An 18511-nucleotide genomic window follows, 5' to 3' on the forward strand; every position below is an offset into this window, starting at 1 on the left:
AATAGGGTAAAAAAATATATTATGAAAGCCAAATATTCTTTTCAAACAATAGAAAAAGAAAGATATCAAAAGTGGTTAAATAAAGATTACTTTAGAACTGAAAATAATTTAAAAAAACAAGTTTTTACTATTGTTATTCCACCTCCAAATATTACAGGAAAACTTCATTTAGGACATGCCTGGAATAATACTTTACAAGATATTTTAGTTAGAAGAAAAAAAATGTTAGGTTATGATATTCTTTTTTTGCCTGGAATGGATCATGCAGGAATAGCAACCCAAAATAAAATAAAACAAAAACTAAGAGAAGAAGGATTCTTAGACCAAAATTTAAATAAAGAAATTTTTTTAAAATATGCTTCTGTATGGAAAGAAGATTATTCTAAAATTATTCGTGAGCAATGGGCTTCATTAGGTTTATTTTTAGATTATAAATATGAAAAATTTACTTTAGATCCTCCTTTAACTAAAACAGTGGAAAAAGTTTTTGTTAAATTATATAAAGATAATTTAATTTACCGTGATTATAAAATTATTAATTGGGATCCTGTTATTAAGACAACTTTATCTAATATAGAAGTTAATTATCGAGAAATTCAAGGAAAATTTTTTTATCTAAAATATTTTTTATTTAATGATTCTAATCTCTTTTTAGAAGTTGCTACTACAAGACCTGAAACGATTTTTGCTGATCAAGCTTTGGCTGTTAATCCTGAAGATTCAAGATATTGTGATTGGATTGGTAAAAAAGTTAAAATACCATTTACCAATAGAATAATTTCTGTAATTACAGATGATTCTGTTGATATGGAATTCGGAACAGGAGTGGTAAAAATAACTCCCGCTCATGATGAAAATGATTTTCGAATAGGGAAGAAAAATAATTTAAAATCTATTTTATGTATAAATGAAGACGGTACTATGAATGAAATAGCCGAAAAATATCAAAATTTAAGCATTTTAGAATGTCGTCGAAAATTAATTAATGATTTAGAAAAAATTAATTTAGTTTCTATGATAAAAGAACATAAACATATGGTAGGTTTTTCTAGTATTTCAGGATCTATAATTGAACCAAGATTATCTTTACAATGGTTTTTGAAAATGAAAGAATTATCTTCTTTTGTTTTAAAACAACATAATATAAATTTTTTTCCTCAAAGATTTTTAAAAATTTTTAATAATTGGTTATTAAACGTTGAAGATTGGTGTATCTCTCGTCAATTATGGTGGAGTCATTCTATTCCTGTTTGGTATAAAAATGAAGAAATTAAAGTTCAAGTTGAAGATCCAGGAAATGGTTTTATTCAAGAAACAGATGTTTTAGATACATGGTTTTCTTCTTCTTTGTGGCCTTTAAATACTTTATGTTGGGATCAAGAAAATAATGATTTTTTTGAAAGACGTTTTCCAGTAGATGTTTTAGTTACTGGTTATGATATTTTAACTTTTTGGGTTACTAAAATGGTTATTCAAAGTTTTTATTTAACTAAAAAAAAACCTTTTAAAAATGTTTTATTACATGGCTTAGTAAGAGATTCTAAAGGGCAAAAAATGTCTAAATCAAAAGGAAATGGGATCGAGCCGCGAGAAATTATTGATAAATATGGAACAGACGTTTTAAGATGGTTTTTAACCACAAATGTTTCTAATGGTTCTGATTTATGTTATGATGAAAAGAAAATAATTAATAATTGGAAATTAATTAATAAAATTTGGAATATAAGTCGTTTAATTAAATTAAATCTTCAGACTTTAGAAACTGATTTCAATGAAGAGCTTTTATTATTTCCAGAAAAAGCTTTATTAACTCATTTTTCAAAATTAATTAAAAAAATTGATTTTTTATATGAAAGATATGAATTTCATATTATAGGAGAATTATTATATCATTTCATTTGGGAAGAATTTGGAAATTTCTTTTTAGAATTTTTAAAAGTTTTTTTAAAAAAAGAAAAAGAATATTTAAATACTCAAAAATTTTTACTTTTTATTTTGAAAAATATTTTAAAATTATTACATCCTTTCATTCCTTTTGTAACTGACGCTATTTATGAAGATTTAACTTTAGGAAAATCTATCGTTCATTCTTCTTGGCCGAAAATTGATTATTCGGATTTAAAATCTTTAGATGATATCCAAAGTTTAAAAACTTTAATTGTTCAATTTCGTAATTGGAGACATTTGCGTAAAATTAACAAAAATAATTTGTTTACTTTGTATATTGAAACGCTTTCGAAAAAAAATAAAGAATTAAAAATTTTTAGTTCAGTTTTAGAAACTTTTTTTCAAGTAAATAAAGTTAAAATTATTAATAGTTTAGATGAAAATTATGTTTGTTTATTTTCTGAAAAAAATATATCCATTTGGATAGATAAAAAAAATTGGCAAAATATTAATAATACAGCGATTAAAGATAATTTAAAACAACAAAAAGAAATGCTTTTAAAAGAAATCAAGAGAAGTGAAGAAATTTTAGGTAATAATTCATTTATAGAAAAAGCAAATCCTAACAAAATCAAATTAGAAAGAGAAAAATATCAAAAATATTTAAATAAATATCAAAAATTAAATAAAAATGATATAATATAAAAAAATATTTTTTCGATCAATTAATTTTAATAATTTATTAATAAAAATATTTTTTATACATTTTAAAAAAACTGTCTCTAAACCTAAAGCTAATGTTATTTTTGTTTATGGATTATTATAAAATACATAAGGATATTTTTATGTGAATACTTATTTTTTTTGTGCGGAATAAAAAAAACAAATATTTTTTTATCGAAATTGTTTTTTATTTAAGAATGTTTCTTTCAAAGATAAGAAATTTTAATTAATATAACAAAAATTATCATAATTTTTTTCTGATATAGAATCTAAAACAATTTTAAATAATATAATTGATATAGTTAAATATAAGAAATTATTAATTTTTTTATATAATAATAAGGATTGATTTTTTTATGTTCAAAATATTTATTGAATAATATATTTTATATTTTAATATATAAAGAAATTTTTTGTTTTTTAAAAAATTTATGTTTTTTTAAAAAAGAGGCAATTAGATAATAATATGAAAAATAAAGAACTTTTAAAAATAAGTTGTTTATCTTCAAAAGAAGTTTTTAAAAATTTTAATACAAGTTCTGATGGTTTAAGCAATCAAGAAGCAAAAAAAAGATATCTTATTCATGGTTTGAATGTTATTAGATCAAATAAAAATACAAATATTTTCCGACAATTCATTAAACATTTTACTTCTATATTTGCTTTTTTATTATGGACAGCGGGTTTTTTAGCTTTTTGTATTAATGAAAAACCAGTAGGTTTAGCCATTATTATGGTTGTTATTGTTAATGGTGTTTTTTCTTTTTTTCAAGAACGCAAAGCTGGAAAGATTTTATCTTATTTAGGAAGTATGATACCTAATAAAATTCAAGTTTATCGTGATGGTAAAATAGAATTTATTGATGTAATTAATTTAACAATAGGTGATTTAATTTTTTTAGATGTAGGAAGTGTTATCCCTGCTGATGCTAGATTAGTAGAATCTAATAATTTTTATGTTGATAATTCTATGTTAACAGGGGAAATTGTTCCTTTGAATAGAACTTGTAATCCTAATATTAATAATATTGATGTTATTTCTGAAATTCCTAACTTAGTATATGCAGGAACAACTGTTTCACAAGGTAGTGCCAAAGCTATTGTTTATTCTATCGCTGGAAATACTCAAATTGGAGAAGTTTCTAATTTAGTACAAAATATTGATAAAGGCGTAAGTACTCTTGAAAAAGAAATTCATAAAGTTATTAAAGTAATTAGTATTATTGCTTCATCTTTGGCTTTTTTAGTTTTTTTAATTTGTATATGGCGTTATAGTACTGTTGTAGATATAACTAGGGCAGATGTTTTTAAATCTTCTATTACTGTAGCTTTAGGAATGTTAGTAGCTAATATTCCAGAAGGATTATTACCGTCTATTAATTTAAGTTTAGCTATCGGTTCGCAAAGAATGGCTAAACAAAACGCTTTAATTAAACAATTATTTTCAGTTGAAACATTAAATTCTACTACTGTTATTTGTACTGATAAAACAGGTACTTTAACAGAAAATAAATTAACTTGTCATAAAATATTATTCCCTGGAGGATATGTTGATATTACAGGTAATGGTTTTAATAAAAAAGGCGAATTTAAAAATTTAGATAGAGAAAAACATGATAAGGTTTTAAGCAAATTATTTATTTCTGCTATAATATGTTCTGAAGCTAATTTAATCAATGATCCTATTAATAAAAAAGATTTTCAAATAATAGGTAGTCCTACAGAAGGTTCTTTTTTAATCGCTGCTCGTAAATATAGCTTGGATATAGATGAAATTAGAAATAATTTTCAAGTAGAAAAAATGAATCCTTTTTCTTCGGAAACTAAAAAAATGAGTGTTTTAGTTAAGAATTTATCTCAAAAAAATTATGATTTGAATGAAAGATATTTATTTATCAAAGGCGCTCCTAGTGTTTTATTAAAAGATTGTAAATTTCAATATAAAAATAAAAAAGTAATCGAATTTTCTCAAAAAGATAAAGATTTTTTTGTTAATCATAATGAAGAATTAGCTAGTAAAGGTTATCGTTTATTATCTATTGCTTATAAAAAAATAGAATCTTATACAGATAATTATGATGAAATAGACATGGTCTTTTTAGGTTTTTTAGTAAATTACGATCCTCCTAAAATCGAAGTACGTGATTCAATTGAAAAATTATATAAAGCTGGTTTAAAAGTTACTGTTATTACAGGAGATTACGGACCAACAGCGATATCTATAGGGAAACAAGTAGGTATTGTGAAAGATGATCAATATTTAAATGTAGATGGTGAAAAAATTGATAAAATATCTCAACAAGAATTACAAGATATTTTAAAAACTCCTAAACCAATATTTTTTTCTCGTACAACTCCACAACATAAATTAAGAATTATAGAAGCTTATCGTGCTAATGGTGAAATAGTAGGAGTTATTGGAGACGGAGCTAACGATATTTTAGCTATGAAAGCTGCTCATATTGGTATTGCAATGGGTAAATCTGGTAAAGACGTTGCTCGTAATGCAGCTGATATTATTTTATTAGATGATAATTTCTCTACTATTCCTAAAGCTCTTTTAGAAGCTCGTGGTATTTATGATAATATTAAAAAATTTATAACTTATGTATTTAGTTCTAATATTCCACAAATTTTCCCTGTTATATTTATGGCAGTGTTTGGATATCCTCCTTATTTAACTGTTATGCAAATTTTAGCTATAGATTTAATAACTGATTTAATTCCTGCTATAGCTTTAGGATCAGAAAAACCTGATAAAGATTTATTAGAAAAAAAACCTATTACTGCAAAAGATCGTTTATTAGATAAAAAAGTATTAAGAAGAAGTTATGGTTTTTTAGGCTTAGTTGAAGGATTTTTAGCCTTAGTATTTTTCGTATCTTTTTATTTTTATACAGGTTTAGGAGGCGATGGTTTAAAATTTGGATTTGAAAAATTATCTCAAGAAAAAGCATTTAAAACTGCTTCTACTATGGCTTTTGGGGCTGTTATTTTTGCTCAGATAGGTAATGTTTTTGCCTGCAGATCTGATAAACTTCAATTTTGGCAAACTTTTAAAAAGAAGAATATTCTTTTATATTTTGGTATTTTATGTGAATTATTTTTATTTTTTATTATTTCAAGAGACATTCATACATTAAATGATTTTTTTGGAACAGCTAAAATACAAATTTTACATTATATTTGTTTATTTTCTTGTATTTTTATAATATTATTTTTTGATTATATTTATAAATTTATTAATAATAGAAAAAAGTTAAAAAAAATTTAAGCAAATAGTTTAAATTTTTTTCTTTTTTTATTTTTTAACATTAAAGGAAAGAAAATGAAACTTATTGTCGGTTTAGGAAATCCAGGTATTATTTATGATAATACTCTGCATAACATAGGATTTATGATGATTGATTTTTTTTTAGATTATTTAAAAAAAAATTTAATTCCGTTTAAATTAAAAAAAAAACTATTTAATTTGGTTTACTATGTTCAAATAAATAAGAAATCAGTTATATTATTAAAACCGCAAATTTATATGAATAATTCTGGTTCAGCTATAGAAAAAATTGTTAAAAAATATAAAGTTAATATACAAGATATTTTGGTTTTACATGATGATATTTATTTAAAAGCTGGTAATTTTAAATTAAAACATAAAGGTGGACATGGGGGACATAATGGAATAAAAAATATTATAGAAATTTTAAATACAAATCAATTTAAAAGATTAAAGATAGGTGTTAATAATAATTCTTCAATTCCTTTGAATGAATATGTTTTAGGATTTTTTGAACCGCAAATTAAAAAAGATATTTTGAATAAGTTCCCAATATTCGTTGATATATTAAAATATTTTATTGACGATATCCCTTTTGAAAAAATTTTTAATTTTTTAAATAAAAAATGATCTTTTTTTTAAAAATATTTTTTTATATGTTATAATGAACTTGTTGTTATTTTTAACATTTCAGCAAAAAATATTTTTATTTAAAAATTTGTGTTTTTGAAAACTGAAGATGATATTTTAATATTAATTTTTAATTAATAAAAACAAAATTTTTGTTATTAAAATATCAAAAATTTTATAAACCAAGAGTTTGATCCTGGCTCAGGATGAACGCTGGCGGCGCGCCTAATACATGCAAGTCGAACGGAGACCCTTCAAAAGGTTTTAGTGGCGAACGGGTGAGTAACACGTAAGTAACCTACCTTTAAGACGAGGATAACAATCGGAAACGGTTGCTAAGACTGGATAGGAAACAAAAAGGCATCTTTTTGTTTTTAAAAGACCTTCTTCGGAGGGTATGCTTAAAGAGGGGCTTGCGCCACATTAGTTAGTTGGTAAGGTAAAGGCTTACCAAGATTATGATGTGTAGCTGGACTGAGAGGTTGAACAGCCACATTGGGACTGAGACACGGCCCAAACTCCTACGGGAGGCAGCAGTAGGGAATTTTCGGCAATGGAGGAAACTCTGACCGAGCGACGCCGCGTGAACGATGAAGTATTTCGGTATGTAAAGTTCTTTTATTGAAGAAGAAAAAATAGTGGAAAAACTATCTTGACGTTATTCAATGAATAAGCCCCGGCTAACTATGTGCCAGCAGCCGCGGTAAGACATAGGGGGCGAGCGTTATCCGGAATTATTGGGCGTAAAGGGTGCGTAGGCGGTTAGATAAGTCTATAATTTAATTTCAGTGCTTAACGCTGTCTTGTTATAGAAACTGTCTTGACTAGAGTGAGATAGAGGCAAGCGGAATTCCATGTGTAGCGGTAAAATGTGTAAATATATGGAGGAACACCAGAAGCGTAGGCGGCTTGCTGGGTCTTTACTGACGCTGAGGCACGAAAGCGTGGGGAGCAAACAGGATTAGATACCCTGGTAGTCCACGCTGTAAACGATGAGTACTAAGTGTCGGGGGTAACCTCGGTACTGAAGTTAACACATTAAGTACTCCGCCTGAGTAGTACGTACGCAAGTATGAAACTTAAAGGAATTGACGGGACTCCGCACAAGCGGTGGATCATGTTGTTTAATTCGAAGATACACGAAAAACCTTACCAGGTCTTGACATACTCTGCAAAGCTATAGAAATATAGTGGAGGTTATCAGGGATACAGGTGGTGCATGGTTGTCGTCAGTTCGTGTCGTGAGATGTTAGGTTAAGTCCTAAAACGAACGCAACCCCTGTCGCTAGTTGCCAGCACGTAATGGTGGGGACTTTAGCGAGACTGCCAATTAAAAATTGGAGGAAGGTGGGGATAACGTCAAATCATCATGCCCCTTATGATCTGGGCTACAAACGTGATACAATGGCTATTACAAAGAGTAGCTGAAACGCGAGTTTTTAGCCAATCTCAAAAAGGTAGTCTCAGTACGGATTGAAGTCTGCAACTCGACTTCATGAAGCTGGAATCGCTAGTAATCGCGAATCAGCATGTCGCGGTGAATACGTTCTCGGGGTTTGTACACACCGCCCGTCAAACCACGAAAGTTAGCAATACCCGAAAGCAGTGGCTTAACTTTGCAAGAAGAGGGAGCTGTCTAAGGTAGGGTTGATGATTGGGGTTAAGTCGTAACAAGGTATCCTTACCGGAAGGTGAGGATGGATCACCTCCTTTCTAAGGACATACATATAAAAATCATCATCTTCAGTTTTGAAAGACTTAGGTTAAAATATAAGTTTTTCTTTTTATAAAAAAAGTGTTTCTCTTATATAAAAGACCAAAGGGCCTATAGCTCAGTTGGTTAGAGCACACGCCTGATAAGCGTGAGGTCGGTGGTTCAAGTCCACTTAGGCCCACCAATTTTATATCAGGAAAATATTTACTTCGAAGAAAGTTCTTTGAAAAGTAGATAAACATGATTTGCTTAATTCAATTAAATTTGAAGAAAGTAAGGGCGTACAGTGAATGCCTTGGCACTAAGAGCCGATGAAGGACGCAATTAACGGCGATACACCATGGGGAGTTGTAAATAAATGAAGATCCATGGATTTCCGAATGGGGCAACCTACTACAGTAAAATTGTAGTTTTTTGATTGTAAAATCAAAAAGGGAACGCAGTGAACTGAAATATCTAAGTAACTGCAGGAAAAGAAAGTAATAACGATTCCGCTAGTAGTGACGAACGAACACGGAATAGCCTTGGATACTATTAACTAGTTACAAAATAAAAAGCAACTTGAAGTTTCTGGAAAGAAACACCAAAGAAGGTGAAAGTCCTGTAAGGGAAAACTTTTTATCTAGAGTATCCTACAAAGTACGGCGAGACACGAGAAATCTTGTTGGAAGACAGGAGGACCATCTCCTAAGGCTAAATACTTCTTAGTGACCGATAGTGAACTAGTACCGTGAGGGAAAGGTGAAAAGAACCCCGAGAGGGGAGTGAAATAGATCCTGAAACTGTATGCCTACAATTAGTCAGAGCTCGTTAATGAGTGATGGCTTGCCTTTTGCAGAATGAACCGGCGAGTTATGATATAGAGCAAGGTTAAGTTTTAAGGAACGGAGCCGTAGCGAAAGCGAGTTTTAAAGAGCGTTTAGTTGTATGTCATAGACCCGAACCTGGGTGATCTATCCATGACCAGGATGAAGCTTGGGTGAAACTAAATGGAGGACCGAACCAGGACACGTTGAAAAGTGTTTGGATGACTTGTGGCTAGGGGTGAAATTCCAATCGAACTCAGAGATAGCTGGTTCTCCCCGAAATAGCTTTAGGGCTAGCGTTGATTAATAGTTTTTATGAAGGTAGAGCACTAAATAAGTGATGGCTTCACCTCGAAGTACTGATTTTAATTAAACTCCGAATGTCATAAAAAACAATCAGCAGTCAGACTGTGGGTGATAAGGTCCATAGTCAAAAGGGAAAGAGCCCAGACCGTCAGCTAAGGTCCCTAAATTAATGTTAAGTGGAAAAGGAAGTGAAGATGTTAAAACAGCTAGGAAGTTGGCTTAGAAGCAGCCATCTTTTAAAGAGTGCGTAATAGCTCACTAGTCTAATGACTTCGCACCGAAAATTTATCGGGGCTCAAACATTATACCGAAGCTACGGATATTAACGAATGTTAAATATGGTAGGGGAAGCGTTCTGATATCAGTGAAGCCATAGCGGAAGCAGTGGTGGAGAGATCAGAAGTGAGAATGCCGGTGTAAGTAACGAAAAGATAGGTGAGAATCCTATCCGTCAAAAACCCAAGGTTTCCAGGGGAAGGTTCGTCCGCCCTGGGTTAGTCAGGTCCTAAGGTGAGGTAGAAATACGTAGTCGATGGTAAGCAGGCGAATATTCCTGCACTAAAAAAACAACTGATGGAGGGACAAAGAAGGCTAGGCATGCCCTTTATATGGATTAGGGTTGAAGGATCGAGTTTGAGAAAACAGGTAAATCCGTTTTCTTATTCTAAAAAATTAGATTCGAAGGTAAGATGACCGATGTCATACTTTCAAGAAAAGCTTCTAGGGTTAATTGTTTTTTTACCTGTACCGCAAACCGACACAGGTGGGTAGGTAGAGTATACTAAGACGCGCGAGAAAACTCTTGTTAAGGAACTCGGCAAAATTACTCCGTAACTTAGGGATAAGGAGAACTTTTGTGTAAAAAGCAAAAGTCACAGAAAAGAAGCCCAAGCGACTGTTTATCAAAAACATAGGTCTCTGCTAAACCGTGAGGTGATGTATAGGGGCTGATGCCTGCCCGGTGCTGGAAGATCAAAAGGAGATGTTAGGGTTAAACCGAAGCATTGAATTGAAGTCCCAGTGAACGGCGGCCGTAACTATAACGGTCCTAAGGTAGCGAAATTCCTTGTCGGGTAAATTCCGACCCGCACGAAAGGCATAACGATTTGGGCGCTGTCTCAACAAGAGTCTCGGTGAAATCAAATTATCGGTGAAAATGCCGATTACCCGCGACAGGACGAAAAGACCCCATGGAGCTTTACTGTAGCTTAATATTGAATTTGAGAAATTGATGTACAGAATAGGTGGGAGACGGAGAACTTTATACGCTAGTTTAAAGGGAGTCACCTTTGGGATACCACCCTTTAATTTTTTATGTTCTAACCTACGTAAGTGGATTACGAGGGACAGTGTTTGGTGGGCAGTTTGACTGGGGCGGTCGCCTCCTAAAGAGTAACGGAGGCGTTCATAAGGTTCCTTCAAAATGGTCGGAAATCATTTAGAGAGCGTAAAGGCATAAGGGAGCTTGACTGCGAGACCTACAAGTCGAGCAGAGACGAAAGTCGGACTTAGTGATCTTACGATACCGCATGGAAGGGTCGTAACTCAACGGATAAAAGCTACCCTGGGGATAACAGGCTTATCGCTTCCGAGCGTTCACAGCGACGAAGCGGTTTGGCACCTCGATGTCGGCTCATCGCATCCTGGAGCTGGAGAAGGTTCCAAGGGTTGGGCTGTTCGCCCATTAAAGCGGAACGCGAGCTGGGTTCAGAACGTCGTGAGACAGTTCGGTCTCTATCCGTCGTGGGCGTTGGAAATTTGAAAAGAGCTGTCCCTAGTATGAGAAGACCGGGATGGATATACCGCTGGTGTTTCAGTTGGTTCGCCAGAGCCATAGCTGAGTAGCTATGTATAGAAAGGATAAACACTGAAAGCATCTAAGTGTGAAGCCTCCTTTAAGATGAGATTTCCCTATGAGATCCCTGAAAGACTATCAGGTAGATAGGCTAGAGGTGTAAGAAGAGTGATTTTTTCAGCTGACTAGTACTAATAGATCCATTGACTTTGATTTTAAGAAGAATTAAAAAGGTTGTGTTTATCTAGTTTTGAAAGAACCTTGGTAATTAATAAAAGGGGAAACACCTGTTCCCATTCCGAATACAGCAGTTAAGTCCTTTTAACCTGAAGATAGTTTTTGATTTTAAAAGCAAAAATAAGATTTGCCAAGGTTTACTTTAAGAGGATTAGCTCAGTTGGGAGAGCGTCTGCCTTACAAGCAGAAAGTCGGGGGTTCAAGTCCCTCATCCTCTACCATTTTATTTATAAAAGGCCTATATAGCTCAGTTGGTAGAGCATCTGACTGTTAATCAGAGGGTCCTAGGTTCGAGCCCTAGTATAGGCGCCATATAGTAATAAAAATATAAAAGTATTTTTTATATAATTATTTTATTTTGAATAATAGTTTTATATTTTTATTAGAAAAAAGGAATCTTTAGTGAATTCACAAATATTTAAAACTGTTTTTGAAAATAATCTATTAACTGTTGAAATAAATAAATTAGCTAAACAAGCTAATGGTTCGGTATTACTTCGTTATAATAATAGTGTTATTTTAACTGTAGTAGTTTCTAGTAAAAAAGACACAGTTTTAAATTATTTTCCTTTAACAGTTGTTTATCAAGAAAAACTTTATGCCGTAGGAAAGATACCTGGGAGTTTTGCTAAAAGAGAAGGTAAACCGTCTGATCATGAGGTTTTAAATTCTCGTTTGATAGATAGAACCTTAAGGCCTTTATTTCCTAAACAATTTAAAAAAGAAGTTCAGATAGTGAATACTATTTTAAGTAGTGATTACGATGGCAATAATGAAATATTTGCTATTTTATCAAGTTCTTTATCTTTATTAATATCAGATATTCCTTATATAGATTCTGTATCAGGAGTATGTATAGGAAAAATTAATAATAAATTTATTGTTAATCCTAATTCAGAACAAAGAGAAAAATCAGATTTTTTATTGATTTTGGCAGGTACTAAAAACAGTTTAAATATGATAGAAGCTGTTTGTAAAGAAACAACAGAAGAAGTTTTATTAGAAGCTATGATTTATGGTCATGAAATTATTAAAAAACTTTGTTTTTTTCAAGATGAAATTAAAGAAAAAATTAATCCTAGAAAACAGCTTTTGGCAGAATCTTATTGGAATGAAGAATTATACAATCAAATAGAAAAAAAATATCGAATTCAAATAAAAAATATTTTAGATATAAATTCAAAGAATAAAAACGATTCTAAATCATTTAAAAATATTATTGATCAATTAAAAGAAAAATTATTAGTAGAATATCAAAATAATAATGATTTTTTATTAGAAGATAGACAAAATTTTCATCATATAGAAGATATTTTTTATGATTTATTAGGTCAAGAATTTAGAAAAATGACTATTCAAGATAAAAAAAGAATTGATGGTAGAAAATTAGAAGAAATTAGAAAAATTGAAAGCCAAATAAGTTTGTTACCTAGAACTCATGGATCAGCTCTTTTTACAAGAGGACAAACACAAAGTTTAGCTGTTGTTACTTTAGGGTCCTTAAGAGAAAGTAAAACAATTGATGATTTAACAGAAGAAGAAGAAAAACGTTTTATTTTGCATTATAATTTTCCTTCTTATTCTGTTGGTGAGATAGGAAGGTATATAGCACCTTCTAGAAGAGAAATTGGTCATGGAATTTTAGCTGAAAAAGCATTATTTTATCTTTTGCCTTCAGAAGAAGAATTTCCTTATTCTATTAGAGTAGTTTCAGAAATTTTAGAATCTAACGGTTCTTCTTCACAAGCTACTATTTGTGCAGCTTCAATGGCTTTAATGGATGCAGGTGTTCCTTTAAAACAAGCTGTCGCAGGAATAGCTATGGGATTGTTTTTAGATGAAAAAGAATATGTTATTTTAACTGATATTCAAGGTTTTGAAGATAAAGAAGGGGATATGGATTTTAAAATATCTGGAACTAAAAAAGGAATTACTGCTTTGCAAATGGACATAAAACAAAAAGGTATTAATTTCGATATTTTAAAAGAAGCTTTAGAAAAAGCACGTTTAGGAAGAACAGAAATTTTAAAACAAATGAGAACTGTCATTCCTAAACATAATGATGAAGTTTCTACTTTCGCTCCTAAAGTTAAAGTTATTCGTGTTAGAACTGATAAAATAAGAGATATAATAGGAACAGGCGGAAAAATAATTTCTCGAATTATCGAAAAACATGATAATGTTCAAATAGATATTAAACAAGATGGAAATATTTTTATAACTCATAATAATATTGATATTGTTAGAAAAACAGCTAATTATATTTTAAATTTAGTTAAAGAAATTAAAGTAGGTGAAGTTTTTAAAGTAACTATTTTAAAGATTTTAAATGATAAACAAGGTCAATCTTTTGGAGCGGTAGCTGAAATTTGTCCTGGAATTAAAGGATTCATTCATATTAGCCAATTAGATAATAAAAAAACAGCAAAAGTAGAAGATGTTTTAAATGTAGGCGATCAATTATTTGTTAAATGTATCGAAATTAATAATAGGGGCCAAATTTCATTATCTTTAAAAGATTATAAAAATAAAATTATAAAATAAATTTAATTTAAATTTATTTAAATAAATTACTAATTATATTATATAACTCATTTATTTTACGGGGGTTTTATTTTTTTAAATAATTAATAATTTTCTCTTATTTAGAAAAATTATTTTAATAAAATTATTAATTTTCATAAATATTTTTAATTATAAAAAAATAAAGAAATACCACTATTAATTTAGATCAATTTATTAGAAATAAGATGGCAAATTTAATTTATAAATATTTTTAGTTTATATATTTAAGTTTTTATTGTTATAATTTGAATATTTTTTTTATTAATGATGTGATTCGTGATATAAAAAGATATGTTTTGATATATAAAAATAAAAAAAGTTTAAAGTTTTGGAACACTGTGTTTTTTTTTACCATTTACAACAAAAAAGTAGTCATAATTATAAATATAAGATTGAATATTAATTCTCAAATCCTAATTCCATGGAAATCAAACAAATAAAACATAAAATCAAAACTATTTTTCAATTAAAACATCAAAATTTTAAAAATGCTTGTTTAAATATTATTAATTAATTTATTTTAAAATCAAAAAATTTTATTTATTATGTTAAACTCAAAAAATCGTTATCTTAAACGTTATAATAATAACTATTATATCCCTATCTCTCAATTAAATCTCTTAAAAAATAATTTTTAATCTACTCAACCTTATCAAAAATTGTGTGCGGATTTTACTTATTTATTTTAATGAGAAAATTAAAATCCTTTATTTATCATTGATATATGGACTTGTATAATAGAGAAATTTTGAGTTATTATCTTTCTGCCAAAAGAGATTCTCATTTAGTTTTAACACCTTTAAACCAATTGCCAAATTTAAAAAACTTCTTTTTTTAATTTGGACCAAGGTGTTGAATATACTGGAAAAATAATTCAAAATACTTTACAAGAAAAAAACTTGATTCCTAGTTTCTCAGAAAAAAGGAGTCCCGCTCAAAACGCTTGTATTTAAATTTTTTTTGCTAATTTTAAATGTGAAACTATTTATTTAGAAAAAAGAAAAAAATTAACCAAAAAACGTTTAACACAGATTGTTAATTTTTTTATTAAAAATTATAATTCTCAAAGAAGAATAAAATATTTAAATTATCTTTCTCCTTATCAATTTAAATATCAAAAAGAAAACCAATACTTAATAAGTATTAATTTTGACCCCAAATATAATAGTCAAGATATTATAAATAACAATTATATTGGTTTTTTGTTGTTAGCTCCTCTTTTTGATAACCAATACCATTATTATCTAAGACAACACTATCATTTTGAATAAATGTTACTTTACCTTTAATATAAAAATACATATTGATAATACATAATCCTTTTTATTAATTTATTTCTAAAAATATCATTTTATTAAAATTTATTTATGTTATAATAATTTAATATATATATTAATATTACATTATTAATGAAATAAATAACGAAATAAATTTAAATTCTTTAAAATAAATGAAAGTTGATTTAAATTTAATATGACTTTATCAAAACAATTTCTATCGTCAGAAATAAAAGAATTAGAAATCTTTTTGGAAAAAAATGATTTTTTTGAAGATTTTAAAAAACAATTATTTTATCCAAAACTTAAAAAAGAACAATTTAAAGATAATAGTAATTTAAAAAAATTTTTTTTATTTAATATAAACAAATTAAATATCAAACACAAAGATAATATATTAAAAATTATAAATCAAAAAAAAGAATATCAAAAAAAAGATAAAATAAATTACGAAGATTATAACTTTATAATTCAAAAAATAAAAAATAAAATAGAACAAAAAAAAATAGAAAAAAAAAAAATTTATCAAAAATTCAAAGTAAAACAAGAAAAAATAAAACAAAATAATGAACAATTTTTAAAAAATTTCTTTAACATTCAAAAAGAAATAATTTTAAAAAAAGAAAAATTAAAAAAAATTTTTTTAGAATGTAATCAAATATTATCAGAAAAAATAAAAATTATTACTTATGATATTATAAAAGATTTTGAACAAAAACATATTCATTCTAATAATCAAATTAATCAAATAAAACAAAAACATAAATATCAAATATCAAATATCGAAATAAAATGTAATTCCTATTTTAACCAAATACAAAAAGAACAAAAAGAAGAAGAAAAAAATTTTTCAAAAACAATTCAAAAAAATAATATTTTTTTTCAAAAAAAATTAAATCAACATAATAAAATTTTAAACGAAATACAGCAAAAATTTTTTCAAAAAGAAAACAACTTAAAAGAAAAAATAAATAAACTAATTAAAACAAATAAATTAAAAATGTTTTTTATTCCAGAATTTAAAAATAATACAAACGATATAAATTTTATTATATTATTGAAAAAAAATAAACAAAATAAAATAGAAAATTTTAAAAATATATATTTTTGGCAACTAAAATATATCTTTTTAAAATCATTAAGTCAAAAAAATATCAAAATTATCAATATTGAAAATATTTGGGTAGAAAAAATTAATAATTTAAAAATTCAACAAAATAAATTTTCTTGTCAAAAAGAAAAAGAAATTATCGATAATCATTTTCTAAAAGAAATTAAATTTTTGGAATTGAATTTTCAAATTGCTGAAATAATAAAAAAATATGAAAATATAAATAAAGAATTAAAAGAAAACAAAGAACGAGAAGAAATAAAATATTCTTATGAACATAGCAAATATAAAGTAGATATTGAATTAAACTACTTAGAGTATCATAAAAAAAAAATAATCACTCAACAAGAAAAAGAAGAAAAAGAAAATTTAATTCAAATTCAATCAAAAATTGAACTTATAAAATTCGATTCCCAATATTTAGAAAATATAATTCAAAATATTAACCAAACAATAAATTTAAATAAAAAAATAATAGATTTAGAACAAACACATTACAAAAATAATATTTTTAAAAACATCAATTTCGAACAACAAACAGAATTTTTCCATAAAAGAACTAATATGGAAAAATTAGAAATAGAATACGATATCAAAAAATTTTTTTTGTATAAAAAAAATATTTTAGATAATTTGATTTTATTCATTGATTATATGGATTCCAAAAATAAAATACAAAATAATTTATTTCATAATCTTAAAAATCAAACAAAAAAATATTTAGAACAAAAAAAATATCAAACAAAAGAATTAATAAGAATACAAAATTTATGTAAATTATTTTTAAATAATTTTCAAAATAAACAATTTGATTTTCTTAATATATTAATAGAAAAAATTGATAATTTAGAACAATTAAATCTTCAAAAACAAATTGATTTGTATAATAACATTCATAAATATACTAAAAAAAATATTTTTTATATTCATGATTTAATTAATAAAAATAAATTAAAAAATAAAAAAGATTACTTTTCAATAGAAAATGAAATTAAAATTTATGAACAAAATTATATCTTTTTAAAAAAAACCTTAATTTTATTACAAGAAAAAAAACAATTACAAAACAAGAAATATATTAAAAAAATCAAAAAAATTAAAGACAAAAAAATAAAAAAACATATTTTATATCAAAATAAAATCTCTTTTTATTTAAATAAAATAACTAATTTAAAAACAAATCCATCTTTAATTAAAAAAATTTATTTTAGATTTTGTATAAAAAAAATCATTTCTTATTATTTAAAAGAGTTAAAAAATATTCAATTTATAAATGAATTTTTAAATAAAGAATACATTTATTTATCGAAAATTAAACATAATTTGAATAAAGACATAAAATTAGAAAAAACAAAATTACTTAATAAAACGTATCAAGAGATGATATGGCTATCTGAAAATTTTTTAAAAATAACTCAAGAAATTCATAAAATAAATATCCAAAAAACAAAAAAAATACAAATAAAAGAAAAATATAATCTTGATAATCAGTTTCTCAATAACAAAAAAATATTTGAAAATAAATTACAACAAAGAAGAAAAGAAAATATTCTTATTAAAGAAAATTTTAAAGATGTTTTAATTGAAATCCAAAACCATTTTAAAAAAAAATTAAATCGAATAGAAATAGAAAAATTAAATAAAGAAAACAATTTAATTCAAAACTTTAATATCCAAAAAAAATTATTCTTACAAAAACAAAAGATAGAAAAAGAAAAAAACTATTTAATAACAAAAATGAAAGAAAAAGAAGAAAAAAAAATTTTTATTACAAGAATAAAAATACAAAAAAAATATAATTCACATAATTTGTTTTTATCAAAACAAAAAAAAAAAAAGAAAAAAAATTTTAAAAAAAAAATTTCTTATTTTTCTTGGATAAAAAAAATTAATATATGGAAAACGAAAATATTTTTTTATTTAAAAAACATAAAAAATAATTTAGAATTAAAAAAAACTTATTTCCAAAATAAAAAAAAATTAAATCATAAAATAAAAATACAATTATTTTTATACAACCAATTTATTCTCTTTTTGTAAATTAACAATAATTTTTTCAAATATTATATAATATTAATTGTATATAAAAAATAAAATTTTTTTATGTTTATTATTTTTTTAAAAAATATTATTTCCAATATATTTCTTTTTAATTATTTACATTATTTAATTTAAAAAAGGAACTG

General features: G+C 26.5%; 6 protein-coding genes, 3 tRNA genes and 3 rRNA genes. 11 read left to right on the forward strand and 1 reads right to left on the reverse strand.

Annotated elements, in window-relative coordinates; genetic code table 11:
* Nucleotides 1–21 precede the first annotated feature (21 nt).
* From RS022_RS01095 to RS022_RS01140, 10 genes are all read left to right on the forward strand, one after another.
* Entirely contained in the window at nucleotides 22–2592 is a 2571-nt protein-coding gene (locus tag RS022_RS01095; protein WP_268850053.1) for a valine--tRNA ligase, read from the forward strand.
* Between the two features lie 484 nt (nucleotides 2593–3076).
* A complete protein-coding gene (locus tag RS022_RS01100; RefSeq protein WP_268850054.1) occupies nucleotides 3077–5884 on the forward strand; it encodes a cation-translocating P-type ATPase in 2808 nt (935 codons plus the stop codon).
* Between the two features lie 54 nt (nucleotides 5885–5938).
* On the forward strand, nucleotides 5939–6514 hold the full coding sequence (pth, locus tag RS022_RS01105) for an aminoacyl-tRNA hydrolase (protein WP_268850055.1): 576 nt from the start codon (nucleotides 5939–5941) through the stop codon (nucleotides 6512–6514).
* Nucleotides 6515–6692: 178 nt separating this feature from the next.
* Nucleotides 6693–8227: ribosomal RNA gene (locus RS022_RS01110) — 16S ribosomal RNA — on the forward strand.
* A gap of 108 nt (nucleotides 8228–8335) precedes the next feature.
* Nucleotides 8336–8412: transfer RNA gene (locus tag RS022_RS01115), tRNA-Ile, on the forward strand.
* A 79-nt stretch (nucleotides 8413–8491) separates the two neighbouring features.
* A 23S ribosomal RNA gene (locus tag RS022_RS01120) occupies nucleotides 8492–11351 on the forward strand.
* Nucleotides 11352–11394: 43 nt separating this feature from the next.
* Nucleotides 11395–11509: ribosomal RNA gene (gene rrf / locus RS022_RS01125) — 5S ribosomal RNA — on the forward strand.
* The 16S, 23S and 5S rRNA genes sit together here with 3 tRNA genes alongside, the layout of an rRNA operon.
* 8 nt (nucleotides 11510–11517) lie before the next feature.
* A tRNA-Val gene (locus RS022_RS01130) sits at nucleotides 11518–11593 on the forward strand.
* A 15-nt stretch (nucleotides 11594–11608) separates the two neighbouring features.
* Nucleotides 11609–11684: transfer RNA gene (locus tag RS022_RS01135), tRNA-Asn, on the forward strand.
* Nucleotides 11685–11774: 90 nt separating this feature from the next.
* Nucleotides 11775–13916, forward strand: a complete 2142-nt coding sequence (locus RS022_RS01140; protein WP_268850056.1) for a polyribonucleotide nucleotidyltransferase — start codon at nucleotides 11775–11777, stop codon at nucleotides 13914–13916.
* 1197 nt (nucleotides 13917–15113) lie between these two features.
* On the opposite strand, the gene RS022_RS01145 is transcribed toward RS022_RS01140, so the two are convergent.
* Nucleotides 15114–15239, reverse strand: coding sequence for an OB-fold domain-containing protein (locus RS022_RS01145; protein ID WP_268850057.1), 126 nt, complete (start codon nucleotides 15237–15239; stop codon nucleotides 15114–15116).
* Nucleotides 15240–15464: 225 nt separating this feature from the next.
* On the opposite strand from RS022_RS01145, the gene RS022_RS01150 reads away from it, so the two are divergent.
* A complete protein-coding gene (locus RS022_RS01150; RefSeq protein ID WP_268850058.1) occupies nucleotides 15465–18365 on the forward strand; it encodes a hypothetical protein in 2901 nt (966 codons plus the stop codon).
* Nucleotides 18366–18511: the final 146 nt, after the last annotated feature.

This window comes from Candidatus Phytoplasma rubi, from assembly GCF_026821955.1.
Classification (GTDB): domain Bacteria; phylum Bacillota_I; class Bacilli_A; order Acholeplasmatales; family Acholeplasmataceae; genus Phytoplasma; species Phytoplasma vitis.